This window comes from Pseudomonas sp. TMP9, assembly GCF_037943105.1.
Lineage (GTDB): Bacteria > Pseudomonadota > Gammaproteobacteria > Pseudomonadales > Pseudomonadaceae > Aquipseudomonas.
The window spans coordinates 81,153-107,975 of sequence record NZ_CP149803.1 but is presented as its reverse complement, the minus strand read 5'-3'; the positions used below and the strand labels follow the sequence as shown (position 1 = coordinate 107,975).

General features: G+C 61.0%; 18 protein-coding genes. 3 read left to right on the top strand and 15 right to left on the bottom strand.

The annotated features are described in order from the left end of the window. Positions 1-110 precede the first annotated feature (110 nt). A complete protein-coding gene (locus tag WF513_RS00460; protein WP_339083663.1) occupies positions 111-758 on the bottom strand; it encodes an HAD family hydrolase in 648 nt (215 codons plus the stop codon). Between the two features lie 14 nt (positions 759-772). Beyond that, positions 773-1,315 (bottom strand): gamma carbonic anhydrase family protein, encoded by a 543-nt coding sequence (locus WF513_RS00455; RefSeq protein ID WP_339080779.1) that lies wholly within the window; start codon positions 1,313-1,315, stop codon positions 773-775. Positions 1,316-1,486: 171 nt separating this feature from the next. Between WF513_RS00455 and prlC the strand changes: the two genes are divergently transcribed. Together prlC and WF513_RS00445 are read left to right on the top strand one after the other, a co-directional pair. Continuing rightward, on the top strand, positions 1,487-3,535 hold the full coding sequence (gene prlC / locus WF513_RS00450) for an oligopeptidase A (RefSeq protein ID WP_339080778.1): 2,049 nt from the start codon (positions 1,487-1,489) through the stop codon (positions 3,533-3,535). Further along, positions 3,532-3,819 carry a YheV family putative zinc ribbon protein gene (locus WF513_RS00445; protein WP_339080777.1) on the top strand — a complete coding sequence of 96 codons (288 nt, stop codon included), beginning with the start codon at positions 3,532-3,534 and terminating at the stop codon, positions 3,817-3,819. The genes prlC and WF513_RS00445 overlap by 4 nt, the downstream gene beginning before the upstream one ends. A 29-nt stretch (positions 3,820-3,848) precedes the next feature. Here WF513_RS00445 and WF513_RS00440 read toward each other — a convergent pair whose 3' ends face one another. The 4 genes from WF513_RS00440 to recC form a co-directional block, all read right to left on the bottom strand. Then, on the bottom strand, positions 3,849-4,619 hold the full coding sequence (locus WF513_RS00440) for an ABC transporter substrate-binding protein (RefSeq protein ID WP_339080776.1): 771 nt from the start codon (positions 4,617-4,619) through the stop codon (positions 3,849-3,851). A 73-nt stretch (positions 4,620-4,692) separates the two neighbouring features. After that, the gene (recD, locus tag WF513_RS00435; RefSeq protein WP_339080775.1) at positions 4,693-6,528 is read right to left on the bottom strand and encodes an exodeoxyribonuclease V subunit alpha; all 1,836 of its coding nucleotides are present in this window, start codon (positions 6,526-6,528) and stop codon (positions 4,693-4,695) included. A gap of 181 nt (positions 6,529-6,709) precedes the next feature. Beyond that, the gene (locus WF513_RS00430; protein WP_339080774.1) at positions 6,710-10,390 is read right to left on the bottom strand and encodes a UvrD-helicase domain-containing protein; all 3,681 of its coding nucleotides are present in this window, start codon (positions 10,388-10,390) and stop codon (positions 6,710-6,712) included. Beyond that, the gene (gene recC, locus WF513_RS00425; protein ID WP_339080773.1) at positions 10,387-13,677 is read right to left on the bottom strand and encodes an exodeoxyribonuclease V subunit gamma; all 3,291 of its coding nucleotides are present in this window, start codon (positions 13,675-13,677) and stop codon (positions 10,387-10,389) included. The genes WF513_RS00430 and recC overlap by 4 nt, the downstream gene beginning before the upstream one ends. Positions 13,678-13,919: 242 nt before the next feature. Between recC and WF513_RS00420 the strand changes: the two genes are divergently transcribed. Further along, the gene (locus WF513_RS00420) at positions 13,920-15,566 is read left to right on the top strand and encodes a Na/Pi cotransporter family protein (RefSeq protein ID WP_339080772.1); all 1,647 of its coding nucleotides are present in this window, start codon (positions 13,920-13,922) and stop codon (positions 15,564-15,566) included. Between the two features lie 121 nt (positions 15,567-15,687). Here WF513_RS00420 and WF513_RS00415 read toward each other — a convergent pair whose 3' ends face one another. The 9 genes from WF513_RS00415 to nuoG form a co-directional block, all read right to left on the bottom strand. Continuing rightward, entirely contained in the window at positions 15,688-16,539 is an 852-nt protein-coding gene (locus WF513_RS00415; RefSeq protein WP_339080771.1) for an SDR family oxidoreductase, read from the bottom strand. Positions 16,540-16,567: 28 nt separating this feature from the next. Further along, positions 16,568-18,043, bottom strand: a complete 1,476-nt coding sequence (gene nuoN, locus WF513_RS00410; protein WP_339080770.1) for an NADH-quinone oxidoreductase subunit NuoN — start codon at positions 18,041-18,043, stop codon at positions 16,568-16,570. A 23-nt stretch (positions 18,044-18,066) separates the two neighbouring features. Continuing rightward, on the bottom strand, positions 18,067-19,596 hold the full coding sequence (gene nuoM / locus WF513_RS00405) for an NADH-quinone oxidoreductase subunit M (protein ID WP_339080769.1): 1,530 nt from the start codon (positions 19,594-19,596) through the stop codon (positions 18,067-18,069). Positions 19,597-19,611: 15 nt separating this feature from the next. After that, a complete protein-coding gene (nuoL, locus tag WF513_RS00400) occupies positions 19,612-21,462 on the bottom strand; it encodes an NADH-quinone oxidoreductase subunit L (protein ID WP_339080768.1) in 1,851 nt (616 codons plus the stop codon). Beyond that, entirely contained in the window at positions 21,459-21,767 is a 309-nt protein-coding gene (gene nuoK / locus WF513_RS00395; protein ID WP_339080767.1) for an NADH-quinone oxidoreductase subunit NuoK, read from the bottom strand. The genes nuoL and nuoK overlap by 4 nt, the downstream gene beginning before the upstream one ends. Beyond that, positions 21,764-22,273 carry an NADH-quinone oxidoreductase subunit J gene (gene nuoJ, locus WF513_RS00390; RefSeq protein WP_339080766.1) on the bottom strand — a complete coding sequence of 170 codons (510 nt, stop codon included), beginning with the start codon at positions 22,271-22,273 and terminating at the stop codon, positions 21,764-21,766. Before nuoJ ends, nuoK begins: the two co-directional genes overlap by 4 nt. A 79-nt stretch (positions 22,274-22,352) precedes the next feature. Then, a complete protein-coding gene (gene nuoI / locus WF513_RS00385) occupies positions 22,353-22,901 on the bottom strand; it encodes an NADH-quinone oxidoreductase subunit NuoI (protein ID WP_339080765.1) in 549 nt (182 codons plus the stop codon). A 13-nt stretch (positions 22,902-22,914) separates the two neighbouring features. Beyond that, positions 22,915-23,907 (bottom strand): NADH-quinone oxidoreductase subunit NuoH, encoded by a 993-nt coding sequence (gene nuoH / locus WF513_RS00380; RefSeq protein WP_339080764.1) that lies wholly within the window; start codon positions 23,905-23,907, stop codon positions 22,915-22,917. Then, entirely contained in the window at positions 23,904-26,654 is a 2,751-nt protein-coding gene (gene nuoG / locus WF513_RS00375; protein ID WP_339080763.1) for an NADH-quinone oxidoreductase subunit NuoG, read from the bottom strand. The genes nuoH and nuoG overlap by 4 nt, the downstream gene beginning before the upstream one ends. Positions 26,655-26,823: the final 169 nt, after the last annotated feature.

The window sequence follows — 26,823 nt, the reverse complement described above, 5'->3', positions numbered from 1 at the left end:
TAGCTAAGCGCAGCGTAATCCTGGGGCCATGATCCCGGATTGCGCCAAGGCTTATCCGCGCTACAAGGGTTTTGTAGAGATGCTGGGGACGCTCAGCGCCCATCGATCATTTAGCCTGTAAACGCCCGATGCAGCTCGGCCAAGCTGTGGAAGTGATAGGTCGGCGCTTCGGCCTGCAACTCGGTAAAACTACCAAAGCCATACCCCACCGCCGCCGCATGCAGGCCATTGCGCTGTGCGCCGATCAGGTCATGTTTACGGTCGCCGATCATCAACGTAGCGTCGCGCGGCAACTGCTCTTGCTCCAGTAAATGAGCGATCAGCTCAACTTTGTCAGTGCGCGTGCCGTCCAGCTCACTGCCGTAAATCACCTTAAAGTGCCGGGCAAAACCGAAGTGCTGGGCAATTCGCTCAGCAAACACGGTCGGTTTGCTGGTGGCGATGTAAAGAGTGCGTTGCTGATCGTGCAGCAGCTGCAACAGCTCGCCAACACCCTCGAAAAGCTGATTCTCATACAAGCCCACTTCACGAAAGCGCTCGCGATAATGGTTCACCGCTTGCCAGGCCGTGGCCTCGTCAAAGCCGTAGCTGTGCATAAAACACTGCAACAACGGCGGCCCGATAAAGTGCTCCAGCGCTTGTAAATCAGGCTCATCGATACCCATTTTAGCCAGCGCATGCTGCACCGAGCGGGTGATGCCTTCGCGCGGGTCAGTCAGGGTGCCGTCGAGGTCGAAGAGGATATGTGCGTAGTGCAATACCGGTTGAGTCATCAGCTGCCGTAGCCTTCTACCAAGTGTTGATCCTTCAGGTGCACATAATTGTCAGCGCTGTAGCGAAAGTAGCGGCGCTCTTTGTCGCTCAACTGCCGAGCCTGCTTCACCGGGCTGCCGACATACAAATAGCCACTCTCCAGCACTTTGCCTGGCGGCACTAAGCTGCCAGCACCGATCACCACCTCGTCCTGCACCACCGCACCGTCCATGACGATGCTGCCCATGCCAACCAAAATGCGATTGCCCAAGGTGCAGCCGTGCAGGGTCACGTTGTGGCCGATGGTCACCTCATCGCCGATGATCAGGGGGAAACCGTCGGGATTGAACGGCCCGGCATGGGTGATGTGCAGCACGCTGCCGTCTTGCACGCTGCTGCGCTGGCCAATGCGGATACGGTGCATGTCGCCACGGATCACCACAAGCGGCCAGACTGAGCTGTCCGCGCCAATGTCGACATCACCCAAGACCACCGCTGATGCATCGACAAATACCCGCTCACCGAGCTGCGGGGTAAATTGCTGGTAAGTACGAATCGCCACGATAGAACCTCTTTAGCTGCGTGCACCCTTGATTGTAATTAAGATGGCACCCATGTTCAGAGCATGCCCGCTGTTTAATCGACAGCTTGTGCCCATTCAAGCCCGCCCTGGGAGCCTTTTTTGCCCGCCGGGGCCACCGCTGCAAACCCATTCCGTTACAGGTGACCTGTCGTGACTGCCAACAATCCCCTGCTGCAAGCCTTTGATCTACCGCCTTACTCCGTCATCCGCGCCGAACATGTAGAGCCGGCGGTGGACAGCATTCTGGCCGACAACCGCGCCGCCATAGCGCGCCTGCTTGAGCAGCAGTCTGGCACACCCAGTTGGGACAGCCTGGTGCTCGCCTTGGATGAAATGGGTGCGCGCTTGGGCCAAGCATGGGGGCCGGTCAGCCACCTGAATGCCGTATGCAACAGCCCAGAATTGCGCACGGCCTACGAGGCTTGCCTGCCTAAACTGTCTGAGTACTGGACTGAAATTGGCCAGAACCAGCCGCTGTTCCAAGCCTATCAACACCTTGCCAACAGCCCCGCTGCTGCCGGTTTTGACGTGGCGCAAAAAACCATCCTCGAACACGCCCTGCGCGACTTCCGCCTGTCCGGTATCGACCTGCCGGCCGAGCAGCAAAAACGCTATGGCGAGATCCAGATGAAGCTCTCCGAGCTTGCCAGTACCTTCTCCAACCAGCTGCTCGATGCCACCCAGGCCTGGACCAAGCACGTCACCGACGAAGCGGCGCTGGATGGCCTGACCGATTCGGCCAAGGCACAAATGAAGCAGGCTGCCGAGGCCAAAGAGCTGGACGGCTGGCTCATCAGCCTGGAGTTCCCCAGCTATTTTGCGGTAATGACCTACGCCAACGACCGCGCCTTGCGCGAAGAGGTGTATGCCGCCTACTGCACCCGCGCCTCCGATCAAGGCCCGAATGCCGGGCAAAACGACAACGGCCCGGTGATCAACGAAATCCTCACCCTGCGTCAGGAACTGGCCAAACTGCTGAGCTTTGGCAACTACGCCGAACTGAGCTTGGCCAGCAAAATGGCCGAGAGCACTGAGCAGGTACTGAGCTTCCTGCGTGACCTTGGGGTACGCGGCAAACCCTTTGCCGCGCAAGACCTGAGCGAGCTGCAGGCTTTTGCTGCCGAACAAGGCTGCAAGGATTTGCAAAGCTGGGACGTCGGCTACTACAGCGAGAAGCTGCGCGAGCAGCGCTACAGCATTTCCCAGGAAATCCTGCGCGCCTACTTCCCCATCGACAAAGTGCTGAGCGGCTTGTTCGCCATCGTCGAAAAGCTCTACGGCATCCAGATCAAAGAACTCTCCGGCTTCGACGCCTGGCACCCGGATGTGCGCCTGTTTGAAATTGAAGAGAACGGCCAACACGTCGGCCGTTTCTTCTTCGACCTTTACGCCCGCGCCAACAAGCGCGGCGGCGCGTGGATGGACGGCGCGCGTGACAAACGCCGCACGGCCGAGGGCACGCTGATCAGCCCGGTGGCCAACCTGGTGTGCAACTTCACCCCAGCAGTCGGCGGCAAACCCGCGCTGTTGACCCACGATGAAGTCACCACCCTGTTCCATGAGTTCGGCCACGGCCTGCATCACCTGCTGACCCGCGTTGAGCATGCCGGTGCCTCGGGCATCAATGGCGTGGCCTGGGATGCCGTGGAGCTGCCGAGCCAGTTTATGGAGAACTGGTGCTGGGAGCCGGAAGGCCTGGCGCTGATTTCTGGGCACTATGAAACGGGCGCAGCACTGCCGCAGAACTTGCTGGACAAGATGCTGGCCGCAAAAAACTTCCAATCCGGCCTGATGATGGTGCGGCAGATCGAGTTCAGCCTGTTCGACTTCGAGCTGCACGCCACCCACGGCGACGGCCGCAGCGTGCTGGACGTACTCGAAGGCATACGCCAGGAAGTCTCGGTGCTGCGTCCACCGGCCTACAACCGCTTCCCCAACAGCTTTGCGCATATCTTCGCCGGTGGTTATGCGGCCGGTTACTACAGCTACAAATGGGCCGAAGTGCTGAGCGCCGATGCTTTTTCTAAATTTGAGGAAGACGGCGTGTTCAACAGCGCCACCGGTCAAGCCTTCCGCGAGGCGATTTTGGCACGCGGCGGCTCGCAAGCGCCGATGGTGCTGTTTGTTGATTTCCGTGGCCGCGAGCCGTCAATCGACGCCCTGCTGCGCCACCTCGGCCTGAGTCAGGAGGCAGCATGAGCGACGTCCCTGTGAACACCACCGCAAAACGCTTTATCGCCGGTGCGGTCTGCCCGGCGTGCAGTGAAATGGACAAAATCCAGATGTGGAATGTTGACGGCGTACCTAACCGTGAGTGCGTGGCCTGTGGCTACGCCGACACCCTGGATGAACGCGGCAATTCAGTGCCAAAAGAGCTGCCCACGCGTGTCACGCTCGGCGCGCTAAAACCCAAGGTGGCTAACCCCAAGGTGCAGACGGTGCAGTTTTTTCCTAATCCAAAGCTGAAGAAACCGAGCGAGTAACGCCACCCATGCATGACGCGTCGAGCGGCCTAAGGCAGGGTCGCACTCGCGTCGCGCTGTTCTAGGTAGTGCTCCAGCAGACGCTGGTAATCACCGCTGGCGTGAAGGGCTGCCAACCCTTCATTGAATTGCTCAATCAAAACAGCGGCATGAGGATGACGGCGCGGCACAATCAGGTGCAGCGGGCTGCGGCTGATAGCGCTGGCCGAGCGTTGAAACTGCTGCGCAGACGCGTCGATAAGCTGTAGAGCGGTTTCACCCAAACGGTAATCAGCAATAAAAAAATCATCTCGCCCAAGCAACAATAGCCTCGCACACTCTTTAAGACCCAGCGGGGCATGTCGGCTAATAGTGCCGGCGTCCACCAACTGCTGAATGATCGGTGGCGGCTGCCAACCCAACGGATAGCACAGGCGGAGCCCCTGCAGGCTAGCCCTGTCATCGATCTCAATCACCTCCCCGGCGCGGCTAAAAATATATTGCTCAGCGGTAAACACCGGCTGTGAGTATAGAAACACCTCGGCCCGCGCTTCTGTGTGCATATAAGGGAACGTGGCGTCGTAATCACCGCGTAACGTGTTGTTGTAACCGCGGCTCCATGGCCGCCACTCTAGCTGGCTGGCTACACCGCGCTGTTGCCAAGCGGCTTGGACGATTTGCGTCAATACTCCACCGGCGGGTAATGTTTTGCCCGTAAACGGTGCGTACTCATCGCCGGTCACCAACCGCAGTGACTCACCCAGAGCACTGGGGCAACAGGTGAAGGTAATTAGAAGGCAGGCAATATATCGGGTAATCATCAGTTCTCGATTGCAGGGCTGACGTGATGGCCAGCGTTAGGTTCTGCATTGCAGTCACTTGATGGGTACAACGTTACGAGCCGGCTGCTGCAAAAAGGCCCAACTGTATGGCAACAGCATCTCTGGCAGGCTCTGGTGTTGAGGCGATGGCCAGCCGTTGTGCCAATCCTGCGGCGCGTTCGGCTCGGGTGGCGACGGCTTCTGCCAAACGTGAAGGCAACCCCCAAATTTCAACGCGCTGCTTGGCGCGCGTGATACCAGTGTAGAACAAGCTGCGGCTGAGCAGCGGGCTGGGTAGTTCAGGCAGCACCAGCAGCACCTCGGCAAATTCCGAGCCCTGGCTTTTGTGCACGGTCATGGCGAATGCGCTGTCGTGGCTGGGCAGGCGCGCCGGGGCGAAGGGCCGAAAGCCGTCTTCGCCCTCGAAGAACACGCGCAGGCCGTATTCGGTGTGCAGGCAGATGCCGATATCGCCGTTGAATAGACCCAGGGCGTAGTCGTTCTGCCGCACCATCACCGGCCGGCCGACATACCAGCGCTCGCGGCTAGGCACCTGGCTGCGACGCTTGAGCCGCGCCTCCAGCGCTTCGTTGATGCCGGTCACGCCCCAGGCGCCTTCGCGCTGGGCGCACAGAACGCGAAAAGCATTGAACGCAGCAAAGGCCCCCGCGGGATCGCCGCGTTTAGCGGCGCTGAGGTAGGCCACGTAGCCTTGATCGAGGCGTTCCAGTAACGCGGCGGGGGTTGGCTCGGTATTCCAAACCAGATCGCTGCGGCCCTCCTTGAGTACGTTGAGGGTGCCGCTGACATCGCCGCCGTTGATCCGTCGCGCCAGCTCGCCGATACCGCTGTCACCGGCAAAGCGGTGGCTATGGGTCAGCAACACCACGGCGTCGCCCAGTTGCGAGGTGGGCTCAGATACCGGAACCGGCTGACCGGTAATGCGCTGCAAGTCGGCGGCAGCCTGGGCATCAAAGCCACGGCCTTCGCAGAGTTCTGCGAATACCGCGCCGGCTTCCACAGCGCACAGCTGGTCTTTATCACCCAGCAAAATCAGCCGTGCGGTCGATGGCAGCGCATCCATAAGTTTGGCCATCAACGCCAGATCGACCATCGAGGCTTCGTCCACCACCAGCACATCCAGCGCCAGCGGGTTGGCCGCGTGATGGCGCACCTGCGGGCTGTCGCCACGGCTGCCGAGCAAACGGTGCAGCGTGCGCGCTTCATCCGGCAGCGCCGCTTTGATCGCCTCACTGACCGGCAACTCGGCCTTGGCATTACGGATGGCTTCGGCCATGCGCGCAGCAGCCTTGCCGGTAGGCGCGGCCAGGCCAATGGCCAAGTGTTCACAACCGGGCTGCTCAAGAAGGGCAGCAAGCAGGCGCACCACGGTGGTGGTTTTGCCGGTGCCAGGGCCGCCGGAGATCACGGTCAGCTTGCGCCGCACCGCTTGCGTAGCAGCCAAACGCTGCCAGTCGGGTTGTTGCTGATTGAAAGCAAATAAGCGGCAGAGGCTTTCACTTAATTGGGCTTCGTCGACCTCAGGCAGATCAGCGGCGCGTTGCAGCAGTTGTGTTGCCAGGTGCCGTTCATAGGCCTGATAGCGCGCCAGATACAGCCGGCCATGCTCAAGAATCATCGGGGTGAAATCGCCATCCGCGCCAACCAGCGACGAGGCATGCAACTGCACCTGCCAGTCCGCCAGCTTCGGTAAATTAAAAGCATGCTCAGGCCAAGGTCGCTGCCCAGCCAGTCGCGCCAAGGGCAGGCATACATCGCCTTTGTCCAAGGCCATGCACAGCAACGCCGCCGAGGCCAACACCACCGGCGAAGCCTGCGGGTCGAGACGCTGCAGGCTATAGACCAGCGCGCGCTCCAACGGGCCAAGGGGCAAGTCAGCAAGATTCATAGTGCCCTCCCGTAGGGTGGATGACGCTTCACCCATCCACCAATAGCAATGGTGGATGAAAACAGCGTCATCCACCCTACCCAATCTATCTGTGTCGAATCAGTAGCCCGGATGCAATCCGGGGCATGCGTTAAATGGCGCGAAAACCTTTCCCGGATTGCATCCGGGCTTCTCGGCAACATCATTTACCCTCCGCGAACAAGGTATCCAACGCATCGAGCAAGCCATCGGCCGGGCGCGAGAAGTACACCCCAGCGCTCGGCATGCCGCGCAGAAACAGGTAGAAGGCACCACCCAGTTGATCGTTGTGAAAGTCATCCAGGCGCTGACGGAGGAAGCGCCGAAGCGCCACCAAGTAGATCAGGTACTGCAAGTAGTAGTGCTCGGCCGCCAGGGCTTGCAGCAGACGATCGCCGCCGTAATAGCTGGCGTCCGGGCCAAGCCAGTTGGACTTGTAGTCGGCGATATACCAGCGCCCGTCGTGCTCGAAGGTCAGGTCGATAAAGCCTTTGAGAAAGCCCTTGAGGCTGTCGAACTCCAAACGCGCCGCCGCGTCACGCATCGGCACAGGCAGGCCGTGGGCCGGATCACTGAGAATCGCCCGCAGCCGATGCATGTCCAGCCCGGCGACCGGAAAGGTAAAGCCCAACTCGGGCAGACGGCGCACAGGGTTTAGCCCACTCAAGGTCAGGCCTTGGCCATCGAGATCGCAGTCGACCACCTGTTGCAGCTGCTCCAGCGCCACCGCGTTCCAGTCGTTGCTGATGCCATGGCCACTCAAGCCCGGCTCAATCAGCTCAGCCAGCGCGCCCTTGCCCCGCGCCCACTCTTCCAGAATGGCGTGTAGGCAAGTGCCTGCTCGCGCGCCACGGGGGAAGGCGAAAAAGCCCGCACCCGGCTCGCTGGCATCGGGCATCACCAAGCCGTCGCGGTCCGGCGCTTCCATGTGCATGCCGGCGGCCAAACCGGAGAAGCTGCCGACGCGCCAGGCGCTGTGGAGGCTGCGTTGCAGCGTGGATAACTGCTGCGGAGCCGGCGCGCGCTGTTCGCCGGCAGCGCTGGCTTCGTCTTCACGCAGCAGCTGAATGCTCATATGGCCGTGACTGCTACCAACCAATTGCTCAACTTCCGCACGCAGCCCTTGTGGGCTAAGCGTTTGCAGGTGCTCGGCCAGCTCGGCCAAGGCATCTTCACCCGGCAATTGCCGACCGTGCAGCAGCCAGGCTAGGGCGCTGCTGTGCAGGCCGCTGTCGCCGAGGGTGCCGTCCTTTCTCGGTTTGCAGTCCACCGGACCCCAATGCAGCCACAGCCGGTCACGGGCGCGGGTCAGGGCTACATAGGTCAGGCGTAATTTCTCGGCGAAGCGCTCGTGGCGGGCACGCTCGCGGTGCACGTCGAGCTGTTCGCTGCCTAGGTCGAGCAGCGGCGTGCCGTCGTCGGCGTGGCAGCTGATGTCCTCATGCTGGCGCAGCAGCGCGCCGTCCCACAGGTAAGGGCAGAACACCAACGGGTATTCCAGCCCCTTGGAGGTGTGGATGGTGACGATCTGCACCCGCTCGGCATCGCTCTCCAGGCGCAATAAAGCGTCCTCACCATGGGCTTCGGCGCTGCGCTGGGCATTGAACCAAGTCAGTAATTGCTCCAGACCCGGGCGTTGCAGGCTCTCGGTTTGCAGCAATTCGGCCAGGTGCAGCAGGTTGGTCAAGCGACGCTCACCATCGACCAGCGCCAACAGCCGCTGGGCGACTTTCTGCTCATCCAGCCAGGCGCGGAAGGCGCGCATAAAGCCGTGCTGCTGCCAGAGTTGGTGATAGCGCTCGGCCGCTTCGCGTTCTGCGTCCCAGGCGTGCGCATCTTCGCTGCAGGCCGCTAGATCGGCGGCGCTGCGGCCCAGCAAGCGGCTGGCCAAGGCATAACGTAACGCACCTTCACGGCCCGGTTCGACGTAGGCGGCCAGCACGGCAGACAGCTCAGTCGCCTCTTCACTGTGCCAAACGTTCTCTTTGCCGCGCCGCACACTGGGCACGCCACGGGCGGCCAGCTCTGCGGCTACTTCACTGGCCTGCCGGTGGCTGGCGACCAATACGGCAATATCGCCGCCCTTCAGCGGAATCCGCTTAAAGCTGCTGCGCCCAGCGATAGCAGCATCAGGTTCTCGCGCCGAACTCGCCGTACACTCTGTACTGTCTCGCTCGTCGCTCCGATCCTTCCTTGCTCTCACAGGGCTCGCGACGCTTTGCACGGACTCCTGCGCACTTTCTTCCTCAAAGTACGCCTCGCCCCGGCTGCTGGCCGCCAGCACGGAGGCGATGCGCCGCGCCGTATCACGGGCGACTAACGCGCCAGTTTCGCCCTTGCCGAGGTAATCGTCATCCAGCCAGACCAGCGCCAGTGGTGCGTCCTGTTCGCCCTCAACCGGCGGCAACACCAGTTGCGCGCGGGCCTTGTCGCTGGCGCCGACCTGCTGATAATCCAGGCCCGGCTCGGCGAACGGCATGGGCCGGTCGAACAGTTGATTGAGTGCGGCAATCAACTGCGGCGTCGAGCGGTGGTTGGTGGTCAGGCTGTATTGGCGCGCCGCCTCGCTGCGCGCTTGCATATAGGTCGCCAGATCCGCGCCGCGAAACGCATAAATGGCCTGCTTCGGGTCGCCAACAAAACACAGATCGCCGGCGTCCTGATAGATGCGATGAAACACCCGGTACTGCACCGGGTCGGTGTCCTGAAACTCATCGATCAGCGCCACCGGGTATTGCGTGCGCAAGGTGGTCGCCAAGTGCTCGCCGCCCTCGCCCTGTAACGCCTGCTGCAATTTGTTGAGCAGGTCATCGAAGGCCAACAGACGCTGCGCCGCCTTGCGCGCGGGCAGTTGTTCGTTGAGCTGGCCGATCAGGCGGACTTGCAGGTCGATCAGGCGCTGTTCGGCTTCTGGCTGCGCCGCATCCAGGGCATCACACAGCTCTTGCAACGCAGCAGCCAGCGGATTGGCCGGCGCGTCGCAGCCCTTTTTGCTGGCCTTATTCAGCCCTTCGCGGGCCAGGCGGCGGTGTGCTTCGGTTTTGCTGAACAGCGCGGCGGCATCGCTGAAATAACCGTCCAGCTCGGTCTGCCAAACACCCAGCTTGGCCGGGTTGCACATATTACTTTTGAAGCCATCGAAAGCTTTTAGCTGCTCCAGCCAACCCGCACTTTCGCCCTGCCAAAGACGCTGCGCCTGTTGCCAGGCCGCGCGCAGGGCGGCCATGTCGCTGTGCGCACCCGGCTGCGGCTCGATGCGCAGGTAGGGTTTGCCGAGGTGATTGCGCAGGCGCTGACGCAGGCTTTGCGGGGTGATTTTCTGCTGCACCAGAAACGCCGCCCATTCTGGCTCGGCCGCTGCCAGTTCATGCCGCCAGAGATCAGCGAGCAGCGCGTCGATAATCTCGCGGTCGTCGTGGGTCAGTTCGTTGTCGAAGTCGCCACCGGCCTCGAACGCCGCATCCTGCAAGGCGCGCTGGCAGAAGCCGTGGATGGTGAAAATTGCCGCCTCATCAAACCCGTGCACGGCCAGCAACAAACGCCGATGACTGGTGGCGTCCGGGTACTGCGCATGCAGCGCGTTAAGCAGCGCGTCGTCGCCAGGGCCGTTGTCGTAAACCGCCAGCAGTTCGGCCAGGCGCTTGCGGATGCGTTCGCGCAGCTCGGCGGTGGCGGCGGTGGTAAAGGTCACCACCAGAATCTGGCTGACGCCGAGCCGCTTTTCCAGCAGCAGGCGGGCGTAAAGCGCCGTCAGGGTCCAGGTCTTGCCAGTGCCGGCGCTGGCTTCGATCAGCGAGCGGCCGCCGAAGTTGTCGTGCAATAGATTTAACACAGCGCCACTCATTCCTCGTCCTCGTCACTGCCTTGCAGGGCGTCCAGCGCCGGGCCGTAAAGCTGTTCGGCGAGCGCTTCAAAGCGTTCATCCAGCGGTTCGCGGTCGCGGAAGGCCAGCGCATTCCAAGGGTCTTGGCCTTCGCCCGTCATGTAGTCGTTGCCTTGCCACATCAGCCGCGCCTCGCTGCGGGCGGCGTCAATCGGCTCTTTGCGCCCAGGTTTGCGCCATTTACTGGCGAAGCCATAGCTGCACTTGGCCAACAGCGGCAGCGGTTCGCACAGGGCACTTTTGTAGGCATCTAACCAAGGCAGCAACAACGCTTGCGCATCGGCCAACGCGCCCAAGCGCCATTCACTTTTTGGCGAGAGCAGGCGGCTCTCACGGCTAATACCCGGCGTCGCCGCGCAGTTGAGCAGCAGGTGACGCAGCCAGAACGGCGCCAGCTCCCACGCGCCGAGGTCGCGCAGGCGGTAGTCAAACAGCCCCTCACTGGTCACCCCATCCAGCCAGCCGTAAATGCGCACGCCGGCCAGCTCGATATCCACCAGCAGCGGTTGCGCAGCATCCGCCGGGCGCTCGTCGAACAGGGTTGGCGCAAAGGCGCGGATCGGCCCGCGAATCTGCCCCCAGTGCGCCTGGCCCAGCTCGCCCACCGGCAGCCAGCCGGATGCCGCGGCTACGGCGCGCTCCTGGCGTTCATTCCAGCCGCGCTCGACGGCCTGCAACGCCAACTGGCGCAAGCCATGCTGGCTGTTCCACTCGACGCTGAACGGCTCATCGCCGGCCAGGGCTTCTTCTGTCTGCGCCAAGCGCAGGCCAAGGCGCTGCTCCAACAGGTAACGTGCCGGGTGCTTGAAGCAATGGATCAGTTGGCTCGGCTCGATGCTCAGCGCAGCGCCGCCCACCCCCTCTTTATCGGGGGCCGCCAACACACTGGCAAACGGCGCTGCGCTTGCCACCGCCTGGCTCAGCCGCTGCGCTGCGTGAAACCAGGGCGCGGCAAAACCGGCATGGCGGTCGCCGGCAAAGTTGCCGGGGGCGAAGGGCTGCAGCGGGTGCTGATGGGTGATACGCGTGCTGGCCGGGCCGCTGGTAACGACGGCGGTGAGATCGACCACATCCAGCAGTTCGCTGACCAGCACCGAGGGCGGTAGCACGGCGTTGCTGCGTGGGTCGCGGCCGACATAACTGAGGTACAGGCCGCCACGGGCCGAAAGGAGAATTTCCAGCAGCAGATAACGGTCATCGAGCCGCCGCGCACGGTCACCGCGCCTGGGCTTTTGCCCAATCAAATCGAAGCCGGCGGCGGGGGTACGGCGTGGCAGCGCACCGTCATCCAGGCCAAGCAGGCAGACCAATCGGAACGGCAGGCTACGCATCGGTACCATGGTACAGAAGGTCACCGCCCCGGTGAGAAAGCCCGACGCCGCACTGCCTTGCTCCAACGCCGCAGTCAGTTGCTGACGAATCAACGCCAGCTCAATCGGCCGCTCAACGCCCGAGGCATCGCCCTGTTCTTTGAGGGCCGCGCAGGCTTTGGACAGCAGCAATAGGGTGTCGCCAGCCTCGCGTTCATCGAACAATTGATCAATCAACACCTGCAGTGACTCAGCCCACTCAACTAAGGGCCGTGGTCGCTGCAGACTCTGCGCTAAAGCCGCCAGACGCTCGACAAAGCAGGCCAAACGCCCGAGTAGTTGCGCCCGGCCACCTTCCAGCGCATCCAGCGGCCAGCTGCTGCCGAGCAAGGGCGCCGCCAACCCGGCAAGCTGCGGCGGCGCGGCGAAGCCCAGCAGCAGGCGATCCAGCCCTTGGCGCCAGGTGAACGCGGCATCGGCCGGCAAGCCCAGTTGTTCGCGGTGCGCGTCATCGCGGCCCCAGCGCACTCCCGCTTCGCGCAACCAGTCGCGCAGCAGGCTTAGGTCTTCGGTCTCAATACCGGCGCGGCGGGCGACCGCCGGCTGCTCGAGCAAGGCCAGCACTTCTTCAGCGGTAAAGCGGCTGTCCGGCAGCGCCAGCAGGCTAAGAAACGCTTCGATCAGTGGGATCTCGGCGCGCATGCTGCGATCAGCCAGGCTAAACGGCACACGCGGCACGCCTTCACGCGGGGCGAACACGGCTTCGATATATGGCGCATAGCGCTCGATATCCGGGGTCAGCACCACCACTTGATCGGGGGTCAGTTCCGGCTCAGCCGCAAAGCGGGCGAGCAGTTGGTCATGCAGGATTTCCACTTCGCGCAGCGGTGAATGGGCGATGTGCAGCTCCAACGAGCGATCGTCCTCGCGCAGCGGCAAGCGCTCATCGGCCGTGCGGGTATGCAGGCGCAAAATGTCGTTCTGCAGCGCTTGCAGCAGGCTGGCGTCGTGCAGGTCGTCATCCTCGGAGTACAACCCAATTTCCTGGCTGCCTTCGCTGGAAGCGAGGCTAAACAGGCTGTCGAAAAAATCGCGTCCCTGCTTGCCCAAGCTGGCTAACAGCGGGTGGCCGACATCCAAATACCAATCATCCGGACTCAGCTCTTGATTAGCCGCTGCGCTGTGCGGTTGCCTGGCCAACTCACGGATATCGCGAATTTCTCCCCAGGCTTCACGGCATGGGTTGAGGGCGAAAATCACCACCTCGGTGTGCCGCGCTAAGCCTTCCAGTACGCGCATATGGTGCGGCGGCAGCGAGCTGATGCCGAACACCAGCACCCGCTCGGGCAGGCCGCTTATAGGCGCAGCGTCGTAAAGTCGGGTCAACAAGTCTTCCAGCAAGCGCGCACGGTGCGGGTGGCCGTCCTTGGTCAGCTCGCGCCAGAGCAGCGCCTGCCAAGCCTCATCGGGGCCAAGGTCGAGCAGCTCGTTGCGCTCCCAGGCCGCCAACCAATCGTCGCGGTACAGCAGGTATTGGTCGAACACGTCGGCAATTTTTACTGCCAGTGACAAGCGTCGACGCTCGTCGCCGCCGTCCAAGTAGTGCGCCAAACGCGGCGCTTGCACCAGTTGCTCGGGCTCGCACAACCAGTCATACAATCGCCAGCTCAGGCTGCTGGGGCTAAAGGCCGATTGCTCAGGCAACTGGCCCAGCGCCATACGCGATAAGTCCCACACGAACTTAGCCGGCAGCTGCACCTCCAACTGCATGGCAATGCCTTGGGTGCGTGCCAGCTCAAGCGTCAGCCAGCGGCCCATGCCTTGGCTGGGCACGACCACCAGCGCGGGGGCAAAGGGCTCCCGCATTGGCGTGGCCAGCAGGCGGGTGGCCAGTGTGCCAAGGGTTTCAAGGTCTGCAGCGTGGTAGAGATTGAGCATGGTGATCTGCGTGGCGTCCGGTGCGAAGTGGTAGGGTACTCAGTCTGGCAGTGCCGTGCGACAGGCTCTGTCGTAGAGTGACAACGTCGCGTGATCAAGCCCATTTAATGCCGGCACGTTATTAAAACGACGGCACGGCTGTTTTTAGGATTAATCCAGCAGCGCAGTTCAACCCTGGTGCTGTGCCCAACCCCTATCACTTCACTACGGCGCGCCCAACACGCGTACACGAGACTGACAGCATGCTTACCCTACTTAACTTGTTGTCTGCCATCGCGCTGCTGATCTGGGGCACCCATATCGTGCGCACCGGTATTTTGCGTGTGTACGGCTCACACCTGCGCAAGGTGCTCAGCCATAACGTCAGCAAGCGGCCTATGGCCTTTGTTGCCGGCATTGGCGTCACCGCGCTGGTGCAAAGCAGTAACGCCACCGCGTTGCTGGCCACCTCGTTTGTTGCGCAAGGCTTGATGCCACTGACTCCAGCGCTGGCGATTATGCTCGGCGCGGATGTTGGCACGGCCTTGATGGCTCGCGTGCTGACCTTCGACCTGACCTGGCTCAGCCCACTGTTAATCTTTCTCGGGGTGATTTTCTTTCTGGCGCGCAAGCAAACCCGTGCCGGCCAACTTGGCCGCGTCGCCATCGGTCTGGGCCTGATGTTGCTGGCACTGGAGTTGATCGTCGCAGCGGCCACCCCGATCACCCAACAGCAAGGTATACGAGTGTTGTTCGCCTCACTGACCGGCGACCTGCTGCTGGATGCGCTGGTGGGCGCGGTGTTTGCGCTGATTTTCTACTCCAGCTTGGCAACTGTATTGCTCACTGCCATGCTCACTGGGGCTGGGCTGATCAGCCTGCCGGTGGCTATCGGCTTGGTGATCGGCGCCAATATCGGCAGTGGCGTGCTGGCCTTCCTTAACAGCAGCTTGCAGAGCCCTGCTGGACGGCGCGTGGCCTTGGGCAGCTTGCTCTATAAACTGATCGGTCTGTTACTGGTGATGCCGTTCCTTGATCCGCTGGCGAACTGGCTAGACGGCCTAAAGTGGCGGCCCGAAGAAGTGGTGATCGGTTTTCATGTGGCCTACAACAGCCTGCGCTGCGTGTTGATGCTGCCCACGGTTGGGCTGATGGCGCGCTTTTGCAATTGGCTGCTGCCGGATCGGCCGGACGAGAGTGGCGTTGCCCGCCCGCGTCACCTCGACCCCACCGCACTGGCTACACCGAGCTTGGCCTTAGCCAACGCCGTGCGCGAAACCCTGCGCATCGGCGACATTATCGAGACCATGCTCAACCATCTGCTTGAGGTGTTTCAGAGTGACCAAACCGCGCTGAGCAAGGAGCTGGCGCGCTTGGATGATGATGTAGATGCACTCTACAGCGCGGTCAAACTCTATTTGGCGCAGGTGCCGCGAGAAGTGCTCAGCGACCAAGACAGCCGGCGCTGGGCGGAAATCATTGAGCTGGCAGTGAATCTGGAACAGGCCGGCGACATCATCGAACGCATGCTGTGCAAGGTGCAGGATCAAAAAACTGCGCAGCGCCACTCTTTCTCTGAAAGCGGTTTGGCAGAGCTTGGCAGCCTGCATGCGCAGTTGCTGGCTAATTTGCGCTTGGGCCTGTCGGTGTTTCTGTCCGGTGACAAGGAAAGTGCGCGGCAACTGCTACGCGAAAAACGCCGCTTCCGCGCGCAAGAGCGCCGTTTAGCTCACGCCCATGTTGGCCGTTTATATGATCAGGTGGTGCAAAGCATCGAAACCAGCAGCCTGCATATGGAGCTGATCGCCGATATGAAGCGGCTTAATTCGCTATTTTGCAGCAGCGCCTACGCGGTGCTTGAGAGTGGCGAGACCGGTGCGCTGCATCACGTCGACAGCGATACGCAATAGCGCCCTAAACGGCTCGGGTGCATAACCGCTAAATCACTCGGCAGGTTTGAGTCGGCGGTTCTGATCAGTCATAAGTCGCGCTAGGCCCTGCGATATGCGGGTTAACCCGAGGCACTGCCGCTTATAGCTGCTGCAAAATGGCCCGGTAGCCTTCACGGTAACTCGGGTACAGCGGCATCCAGCCCAAGGCGCGGGCGCGGGCGTTGCTGCAACGTTTGCTGCCGGCGCGGCGTACGGTCGATTGCTCAGACCAATGGCTCACGCCCAGTTGCTCGCGCAGCCAAGCGACCACCTCATGCAGCGGCGCCGGCTGGTCATCCACGCCGATGTAGCAGTTTTCCAGCGCAACCCCACGGGCATCGGCTTGCAGCAGGAAAGCCAACAGCCCAGCCGCATCATCAACATGAATCCGATTGCCATACAGCGGCGGCTCACTGACCGCCCGATAGCCTTGGCGCACTTGGCCGAGCAGCCATTCGCGGCCCGGACCATACAGCCCGGTGAGGCGCACTACACTGGCGGCAAGCCCACACGCCCAAGCCAGTTGCTCAGCTTCGCGCATGATCCGGCCGGAATAGCTGCTGGCGTCTGCGGGTGATGTTTCATCCACCCATTCGCCCAGCTGCTGGCCGTAGACGCCGCTGCTGGACACGAACAACAGACGCTTGGGCTGTTGGCCGTGTTGCGCCAGCCAGGCCAGCACATGCCGCAGGCCGTCAACGTAGGCCGCGCGGTAGCCGGCTTCATTATGCTCGGTGGCCGCGGCGCAATAGACCACATACTCCAACGGCGCGCTCGGCCAAGCGACCGGGCAGGCGCTGTTATGCAGATCACCCGCCACTGGTCGAATGCTCGGCGGCAGCTGCGCCACGTTGCGGCGCAGGCCATAAACAGTCCAACCCAGAACAGTTAGCTGCTGACCCAGGCGGCTGCCCACATCACCACAGCCAGCAATCAATAGCGTATTACTCATGAGCGCGGGCATCCTGGTTGGCCGTTTTTCACGGCAGCAGTGGCACTAAACCAGCCTGCTGCACCAACTCCAGCAACGGTTGCGGGTACACGCCAATGAAGAAAGCCAGCACCGCTACAACCAGCAGCATGACGCCACCGGCGCGCTGCGCCCAGTTGAAGGGTGCATCATGACGACGCAGATTGGGCTCAACCATAAACAGCGTGACCATCACCCGCAGGTAATAGAACACGCCGATGGCGCTGCCGATCACCAGCGCGGCGAGCAAGCCCCATTGTTGCGACTGCACACCGGCGGCCACCACATAAAACTTGCCAATAAAGCCGGCGGTTAACGGAATGCCAGCCAGCGACAGCATCATCACCGTCATCACCGCCGTCAGGTACGGACGGCGCCAAAAGAGGCCGCGGTATTCGTATAACGCATCGGCGTCTCTTCCGCTGTAAGGCGTCGACATCAGGGTGATCACACCAAAGGCGCCGAGCGTGGTCAGCACATAGGTGGCCAGGTACACGCCGACCGCTTCCACAGCCAGACCCTTGCTGGCAATCAGTGCCACCAGCAGGTAACCGAAGTGGGCGATGGATGAGTAGCCGAGTAAGCGTTTGAGGTTGTTCTGCAACAACGCCAGCAGGTTGCCGAAGATGATCGAGGCAATGGCGATCAGCGTCAGCAGATCATTTAACCAACCGCCGGCGGCAGCGGGCGAAAGCTGATACAGACGCAGCAGCACCGCAAACACTGCCACTTTGCTGGCCGTGGCGAGAAACGCTGCCACCGGGGCTGGCGCACCTTCATACACATCCGGCGTCCACAGGTGGAACGGCACTAACGACAGCTTGAAGGCCAGGCCGATCAGCATCAGGCCCATACCAAACTGCGCCAACAAACTCGGCAGGCCATCGGCGGCTAGCTTGGCACCGATACCGGCGAAGGTCAGGCTGCCCGACTCGGCATACAACAGCGCCATACCGAATAACAGAAACGCTGACCCGGCGGCTGACAGCACCATGTATTTGATACCAGCTTCCAGCGAGCGCTTGTTGAAAAAGGCGTAAGCGATCATGCCGTAGGCCGGCACCGATAGCAGTTCCAAGCCAATAAACAGACCGGCAAGGTGCTGCGCACTGACCAATACCAACCCGCCAAGGGCAGACAACAGCATCAGCAGGTACAGCTCTTCACGGTTGCCCGGGTAACCTTTGCCAGACTCACCGCCCAGATAGGCGTGGCTCAGCGTCATACAGGCCAATGTCGCGGCCAACACCAGCGCCATGTAGTAGCAGGCGAATTTATCCACCAGCAACAGCGGCGTGACATCGATGGGCGTTACCCCCAACGCTGGCAGCAGCGACAGCAGAGCCAAGTTGAGGCCCGCCACCGAGAGGCCAAAGGTCAGGGTGTGATTACGCTTCCAGGCGATTGCCAGCATCACCACCAGCACGGTGGCACTGGTGATCAGCAACGGCAGCAGCGCGATGAAATGTTGAGTCGTCAGTTGCATAGCATGACTTTCCATTAAGGCGCTTACCGGGCCTGAACAAGTTGATTGAGGGCACTACCCAGCCACTGCTGCACGCCTTGCATGCTGGCGGCAGAGGTGTCGAGCACCGGCTGCGGGTACACCCCGAGCAGGATCAGCAGAGCCGCGAGGCCAAGCACCATGCTCAGTTCGCGCACCTGTAAGCCCGGTAACGCGGTATCCGCTTTGGCTGGGCCGAAGAAGGCCCGGTGAATCATGATCAGGGCGTACACCGAGCCGAATACCAAACCGGTGGCGGCAACCACCACGACCCAAGGCGCACCTTGGAAGCTGCCCAGCAAAATCAAGAATTCACCCACGAAATTACCGGTGCCCGGCAAGCCCAGCGCCGCTGCTGCAAAGAACAGGCTGAGCGCTGGCAGCCAAGGCATGCGCGCCCAAACGCCGCCCATCTCGCGCAGGTCGCGGGTGTGCAAACGCTCGTACAACTGACCGCAGAGGATAAACAGCGCGGCAGCAGACAAACCATGCGCCAGCATCTGCACCACCGCGCCCTGCAGGGCAATTTCGCTGGCCGAATAAATGGCGATCAAGACAAAACCCATGTGCGAGACGCTGGAATACGCCACGAGACGCTTGATATCGGTCTGCGCGAACGACAGCAGGGCGCCGTAGATGATGGCGAACACGCCGAGCCATTGGGCGATCGGTGCAAACTCGGCCGAGGCATTAGGAAACAGCGGTAAAGCAAAACGCAGCAGGCCATAGGCCGCAGTTTTTAGCAGGATACCGGCCAGATCCACGGAGCCAGCGGTGGGCGCTTGGGCATGGGCGTCGGGCAGCCAGGAGTGGAATGGCACCACCGGAAACTTCACCGCAAAGGCAATAAAAAAGCCGAGCATCAGGATGTATTCGGTGCCGGCTGCCATCTTGGTGTTGAGCAAGTCGGCGTAGTTGAAGGTCAGCACGCCGGTCTGATCGAAATGCACAAAGACCAAACCCAGAATCGCCAGCAACATAATCAAGCCGCTGGCCTGGGTGAAGATAAAGAACTTAGTGGCGGCGGTAATACGCGACTTACCATCACTGCCGCTATGACCCCAGAGCGCAATGAGGAAATACATCGGCACCAGCATCATTTCCCAAAAGAAGAAGAACAAGAACAGGTCAACCGCTAGGAACACCCCGACCACGCCGCCGAGAATCCACATCAGGTTGAGGTGGAAGAAGCCCACCCGGTTCTGAATCTCGTTCCATGAGCACAATACCGAGAGCACGCCGAGCAAACCGGTAAGGCTGATCATCAATACCGACAGACCATCCAGCGCCAAGTGGATGCTGATGCCGAAGCGCTCGATCCACGACACGCGGAACTCGGCCGCCCATTGCGGCGCAGCGCCAGGCGCCGGGGCCAGGCTGAAATCACCCGTGGCCCACAGCCACAGGCTCAAGCCGAACAACAGGGCCATGGTCAGCAGGGCGATCCAGCGCGGCAGGAGGCTGCCGAAGCGCTCAAGCTGCCAGCACAGTAAGCCGCCAATAAAGGGGATCAGGATTAGCCAAGGCAGAATCATGTCGGGCTATTTTCCTTATTTCAGAAACAAGAGGACGGCAAGCACCAGCACGGCGCCCCCGGCAATGGAGGTGGCGTACCAGCGTATTTGCCCGGTTTCGCTGCGGGTCAGCAGGGCATTACCACCGCGCACCAACTGCGGAACCAAGCCAATACTGCGGTCAATTGGGTCATGCCCAAGCAGCTGGCAGATCAGCAGGTAAGGCCGCACAAATAGCTTGTCGTAGAGCCAGTCAAAGCCCCAGCCAGCCAACCACCATGCTGACAAGAGGCGCCCCGGCGCACTCTGCGCCACCGCACTGGCAACGCGCCGCTTACCCAGAAACAACAGCGCAGCCAAGACAATGCCAATGATGGCGATTGCGCCGGAGACCATTTCCAAACTGTGTTTGGCCTCACCACCGGCGTGCCCAATGCTCTGCGGCAGCACGCCGGCCAGCGGTGGACTGATCAACGCGCCAATAAAGGTTGACAACACAATTAAGGTCACCAGTGGCAGCCAATGAGCCACGCCATGACCGGCGTGGGCTTCGGTTTTCTGCTCGCCGTGGAAGGCGATAAAGATCAGCCGGAAGGTGTACAGCGAGGTCAGCAAAGCCCCTGTGAGCCCTGCGTACAGCAGCCATTGATGGCCGCTGGCAAAGGCCTCCCAAAGAATTTCGTCCTTGGAATAGAAACCTGCGGTGATCAACGGCAATGCCGCTAAGGCCGATCCGCCAACGATAAAGCTGGCGTAGGCCAGTGGCAGTTTCTTCCACAGCCCGCCCATCTTGAAGATGTTTTGCTCGTGGTGGCAGGCGTTGATCACTGCACCGGAAGCCAGGAATAGCAGCGCCTTGAAGAAGGCGTGGGTCATCAGGTGGAAGATCGCCGCATCCCAGGCACCAACGCCGAGGGCGAGGAACATGTAACCGATCTGACTCATGGTCGAATAGGCGAGGATGCGCTTGATATCGGTCTGCACCAGCGCAGCGCAGCCGGCTAGCACCAGGGTCATGCCGCCAATAATGCCAACCCACTCGAGAACGTCCGGAGTCAGCAAAAACAGGCCGTGGGTTCGGGCAATTAGGTATACGCCTGCGGTGACCATGGTTGCTGCGTGGATCAACGCCGACACCGGGGTCGGACCGGCCATCGCATCAGCCAACCAGGTTTGCAGCGGCAGCTGCGCCGATTTACCGACCGCGCCACCGAGCAACATCAGGGTGGCAATCCACAGCCAGCTATCCCCTGCTGCATACTTCTGCGGCGCCAGCAGCATCAGCTCCTGAATATTCAGGGTGCCTAGGTTAAGGAACAGAATAAACAGACCAATGGCCATAAATACGTCGCCGATGCGGGTGACGATAAAGGCTTTTAGTGCGGCATTACCGTTGGCTCGGTGCTTGAAGTAAAAGCCGATCAGCAGGTAGGAACACAGCCCCACGCCTTCCCAACCGAAGTACAGCACCAGCAGGTTATCGCCCAACACCAGCAGCAACATGCTGAAGATAAACAGGTTGGTATAGGCGAAGAAGCGCGAGTAGCCCTCTTCACCGCGCATGTACCAACTGGCGAACAGGTGGATCAGAAAGCCGACGCCAGTAACCACACCGAGCATGGTCAGGGACAGCCCATCCAGATACAGGGTGAAACTCGGCGTAAAGCCGCCAACGCTCATCCACTGCCACAGCACTTGGCTGTAGACCCCAGCCTCAGGCGGGTTGAGGCTGAACTGCAGTATCACCCAAGCAGCCGTTAGGGCCGATAAGCCCACCGAGCCAACGCCGATCAATGCCGACAGGTTCTCGGAGAAACGCCCCCGTGAAAAAGCCAGTACAAACCAGCCCAGCAACGGAAACACACAGGTCAAAAATAGAAGGTTCATCCGCGCATCTCGCTGGCAGCGTCGACATCGAGGGTGTTGAAGCGGCGATACAGCTGCAACAGAATTGCCAAGCCAATACTGGCTTCAGCGGCCGCGAGCGTGATCACCAGAATAAACATCACCTGGCCATCAGGTTGACCCCAACGGCTGCCAGCGACGATAAAGGCTAGGGCAGTGGCATTCATCATCACTTCTAAGCTCATCAGCATAAACAGGATGTTGCGGCGCACCATCAGGCCAATCAGGCCCAAGCTAAACAGCACGCCGGCGAGTGCCAAGCCGTGCTCCATCGGGATCGCATTCATGCGGTAGGCTCCTTGGCATCGTGGCGGCCCAGGTGATAAGCCGCCACCAGCGCGCCGAGCAGCAGCATCGAGGCCAACTCCACCACCAGCAGATAAGGCCCGTACAAGGCGATACCGACGGCTTTAGCGTCGACGGTTTGCAGGCCGAGGGGCGCCCCGCTGGGTGAGGTAAACAGCACATACAGCAGCTGCCCCAGCAACAGCGCCGAGAGAATCGACGGCCCAATCCAGATCCCGGGGGTGAGCCATTTCTTTTCTTGTTCGACCGACGCCGGGCCGAGGTTAAGCATCATTACCACGAACACGAACAACACCATGATCGCGCCGGCATACACGATGATTTCCAATGCACCGGCAAACGGAGCGCCAAGGGCAAAGAAGGTCATGGCCACGGCCAACAGTGACAGGATCAAATACAGCAGAGCGTGCACCGGATTACTCGCGGTAATCACCCTGAAGGTGGCCGCCACGGCAACGCCGGCGGCGAGGTAGAACGCGAATTCCATTAGAGGCTCCTCATAACGCGCCTCGCCCATTGATGGGAGAGGGGCTGGGGGAGAGGGTATTGCGTTGAGGCGCAACAGATCATGGCAACAACCCCTTGACGTTAACCGGCTCGGCCTCATTCTGCGCAGCGCCTTTCGGCTTGCCCGCGATGGCCATACCGGCGACGCGGTAGAAGTTGTAATCGGGATTTTTGCCCGGGCCGGAGATCAGCAGGTCTTCCTTCTCGTACACCAGGTCCTGACGCTTGTACTCACCCATCTCGAAATCCGGGGTGAGTTGGATCGCCGTGGTCGGGCACGCTTCTTCACACAAGCCGCAGAAGATGCAGCGCGAGAAATTGATGCGGAAAAAATCCGGGTACCAGCGACCGTCTTCGGTTTCAGCCTTCTGCAGCGAGATGCAGCCTACCGGGCAAGCCACGGCGCAGAGGTTGCAGGCCACGCAGCGCTCTTCGCCATCGGGGTCACGGGTGAGGACGATACGGCCACGGTAGCGCGGCGGCAGGTACACCGCTTCTTCTGGATATTGCAGGGTGTCGCGCTTGCGAAAACCATGGCTGAAGACCATGGCCATGCTGCGTAACTGAGTCCAGGTGCCGTGCAATACACTCCAGATATAGTTGAACATTGTCTCGCTCTCCTTACTGGGCCGTGGCCAGCACAACAGCGCCGGTTACCAGCAGGTTGATCAGGGTCAGCGGTAAGCAAAACTTCCAGCTGAAGGCCATAACTTGGTCATAGCGCGGGCGCGGAATCGAGGCGCGCAGCAGGACGAAGATCATGATGAAGAAGCAGGTTTTTAGGGCGAACCAGATAAACGGGATCTGCGACAACAGGTCAAATGGGCCGTGCCAACCGCCGAAAAACAAGGTCACCAACAACGCCGAAACGGTGATGATGCCGATGTATTCACCGACGAAAAACATGCCCCACTTCATCCCGGCATATTCGATGTGATAACCGTCGGCCAGTTCTTGCTCCGCTTCTGGTTGGTCGAAGGGGTGACGGTGGGTCACGGCCACAGCAGCGATGAAGAAGGTACAAAACCCAAAGAACTGCGGAATGATAAACCACAGATTTTGCGCCTGATAATCAACAATATCGCGCATGTTGAACGAGCCAACCTGGGCGACGACACCCATCAGCGACAAGGCCAAGAACACCTCGTAAGACACCGTTTGCGCCGATGCGCGCAGCGCACCGAGCAAGGCGAACTTATTGTTACTGGCCCAGCCGGCGAACAGCACCGCGTACACCGACAGACCTGCCATGGCGAAGAAAAACAAGATGCCAATGTTCAGGTCTGCCACACCCCAATTCGGCGTGATCGGGATGATCGCAAAGGCCATTAACATGGCCGCGAAGGCGATCATCGGGGCGAGGATAAAGATGAACTTGTCAGCAAACGGCGGCGTCCAGTCTTCCTTAAAGAACATCTTGATCATGTCGGCGGCAATCTGAAACATGCCGAACGGACCGACGCGATTCGGGCCGTAGCGGTCCTGCCACCAACCGAGCAGGCGACGCTCAACAAAGCTCAGTAGCGCACCGCAAACCACCACCACCAACAGAATCACGATGGCTTTAAGCACGGCAATCAGTACGTCCATCACCTCAGGCGTCAGCCAACTCATTGCGCGGCCTCCTCGGTGCATGGCATCGAACGCGCAGTCGCCACGGCGCCTGCGAACAGCGCAGGGATGCCCGCTAAGCCCACTGGCAAACCCACCAAACCGATGGCTAATTCTTCAGTGCTGTGCAGCGGTAAATGCAGGGTCTGACCCGCCACCTGCACACTCAATAGATCACCGTCCTTCACACCCAGCCGCTGTGCTTCAGCTTTTGCCAACAGTGCATACGCCTGGGGGATACGCTCTTGCAGCGGCGCAGCGCGGGCCGAGGTTTCTTCGCTGCCAAACAGGTGATACAACGCCACCGCGTGCAGCGTGCCGGGCGCCGGGTTGAACGCCTCCGGTACGCTGAACCACGGCAACGCGTCACCTTTAGCCTCAAGCAAACGCACACCGGGGTCGCCCGCGCGCAAGTGGCCGCCGACTTCGTCCTGAAACTTGTTCCAGGCTTGCGGCGAGTTCCAGCCCGGCGACCAGGCAAAAGGAATTTGTTGACGGTCTTCCTTGCTGCCGGAATAACCTTCCATCGAGAAGGCAAACGCAGTGTCCTGGTCCTGCGGCTGACGCGGCTCGTGCACGCTGATATTGGCGCGCATCGAGGTACGACCGCTGTAACGGTGCGGCTCACGGGCGAGTTTCATGCCCTTGATACGGAACGAGGCATTGGGGGCGGCCTCACCGATACGCGCCAGCTGAGTGTTGCTGGCCGCGCAAGCAGCGGTGACGGCATCCAGCTGCGTCCAGTCGAGTGGCTTACCTTGCAACGTGCTGTGCAGCGCGTGCAGCCAACGCCAGCCTTCGCGGATCAGAATACTGGCGTCGTAGTAGCTCGGCTCAAACACTTGGAAAAACCGCTGGGCGCGGCCTTCGAAGCTAACCAGCGTGCCATCGCCCTCGGCGAAGCTAGCCACGGGGATCAATAAATGCGCTTTTTCACTGGTGGCCGTCTGTTGATGGTCGGCGACGATCACCACCTCAGCAGCAGCCAGCGCGGCGTCGACTGCAGCGCTATCGGCGCGGCGGTACAGGTCGTTTTCCAGCACGATCACGGCGTCCGCTTGATCCGTCGTCAGCGCCTGCAGGGCATCATCGACAGATTTACCGGCGCAGCTTTCACCCAGCAGCAGGGCCACGCCCAGGCTGTTGGCTTCCGCCACCACTAGGCTGATTGATGCGTTTTTCTCACGAATTTTCAGCGCGCTGGCGATGTTGGCAGCCGCTTCGATGATCTCTCGGCTGCCCGATGAGGCACCGGAGATGATCAGTGGGCGCTTGGCTTCTAACAATGCCTCGGCAATCAGCTCGACCAATTCGCGCGCATCGGCGTCTAGGCCGATAACGGCAGGGGCGCTGGGGTCAATGGCGTGGGCCACGGCAAAGCCGATGCGGGCCAAATCAGCCGGCGCAGCGTGCACGCAAGCCTCGGCAATGTCATCCAGACGCGTGGCGGTCACACTGGCGATAAACAGCGGGTGTAGCGCGTCTTGAGCGACGTTCTCCACGGCGGCCATGTGCCAGTCTGGAATCTTCATCGATGCGGCAATTTCAGTGGCCTTGCCCTTAACCGTCTGGCGCAGGGCCAGCGCCAAGCGTGCAGCGGTTTGGGTGAGGTCTTCACCGAGGATAAATACCGCATCGTGTTGTTCGACGTCACGCAGGGTCGGCACCGGCAACGGACCGTTCTGCAGGATGTCACGGATCAGGCGGATGTTGTCCAGCTCATCCGCGGCAATACCGCTGTAAAAGTTGGCCTCGCCGACCAGCTCACGCAGGGCAAAGTTGCTTTCCAGGCTGGCGCGCGGCGAGCCAATGCCGATCACGCGTTTGCCCTTGAGCAGTTCGGCGGCTTTGTCCAGCGCGGCATCGATGCCGAGCGGTTGACGGCCCGCAGCGCTGATCAGCAGCGGCTGGCGCGGACGGTCTGAACGGTTAGTGAAGCCGTAACCGAAACGGCCACGGTCACAGAGAAAATACTGGTTCACGTCACCGTTAAAACGGTTTTCGATGCGCCGAATCTCACCATAACGCTCGCCGGGGCTGGTGTTGCAGCCACTGGCGCAGCCGTGGCAGATGCTCGGGGCAAACTGCATGTCCCACTTACGGTTGTAGCGCTCGGAGTGGGTCTTGTCGGTGAACACGCCGGTGGGGCACACCTCAACTAGGTTGCCGGAGAACTCGCTTTCCAGCACGCCGTCTTCGACGCGGCCGAAGTACACGTTGTCGTGCGCGCCGTACACGCCTAAGTCGGTGCCGCCCGCGTAATCCTTGTAATAGCGCACGCAACGGTAGCAGGCGATGCAGCGGTTCATTTCGTGGGAAATAAACGGCCCAAGCTGCTGGTTTTGGTGGGTGCGTTTACTGAAGCGATAACGGCGCTGGTTGTGACCGGTCATCACTGTCATGTCTTGCAGGTGACAGTGCCCGCCTTCCTCGCACACCGGGCAGTCGTGCGGGTGGTTGGTCATCAGCCATTCGACCACGCTGGCGCGAAAGGCTTTGGCCTCGGCATCGTCGATGGAAATCCAGCTGTTGTCGGTGGCGGGCGTCATGCAGGACATGACGATACGACCGCGGGTGTCGTTCTCATCGCTGTACTGCTTGACCGCACACTGGCGGCAGGCCCCAACGCTACCGAGCGCCGGGTGCCAGCAGAAGTAAGGAATGTCGAGACCGAGGGACAAACAGGCCTGCAGCAGGTTGTCCGCCCCATCGACTTCGAAATCGTTGCCGTCTACGTGGATAGTGGCCATGGTTCAGGTTTCTTCTTGACCCGCGTGAGCAGGCTTGGCTAATGGAATCACGCTGTGTCACGGGGCCAGATGAGTGGCCGCCCTGACGCTATTTTTTATGGCTTGCCATGCATGGCGGCCACCCTTCGGGCCGTCGCTGCGCGACGTTAAAAATGGCTCCCTGCTATTT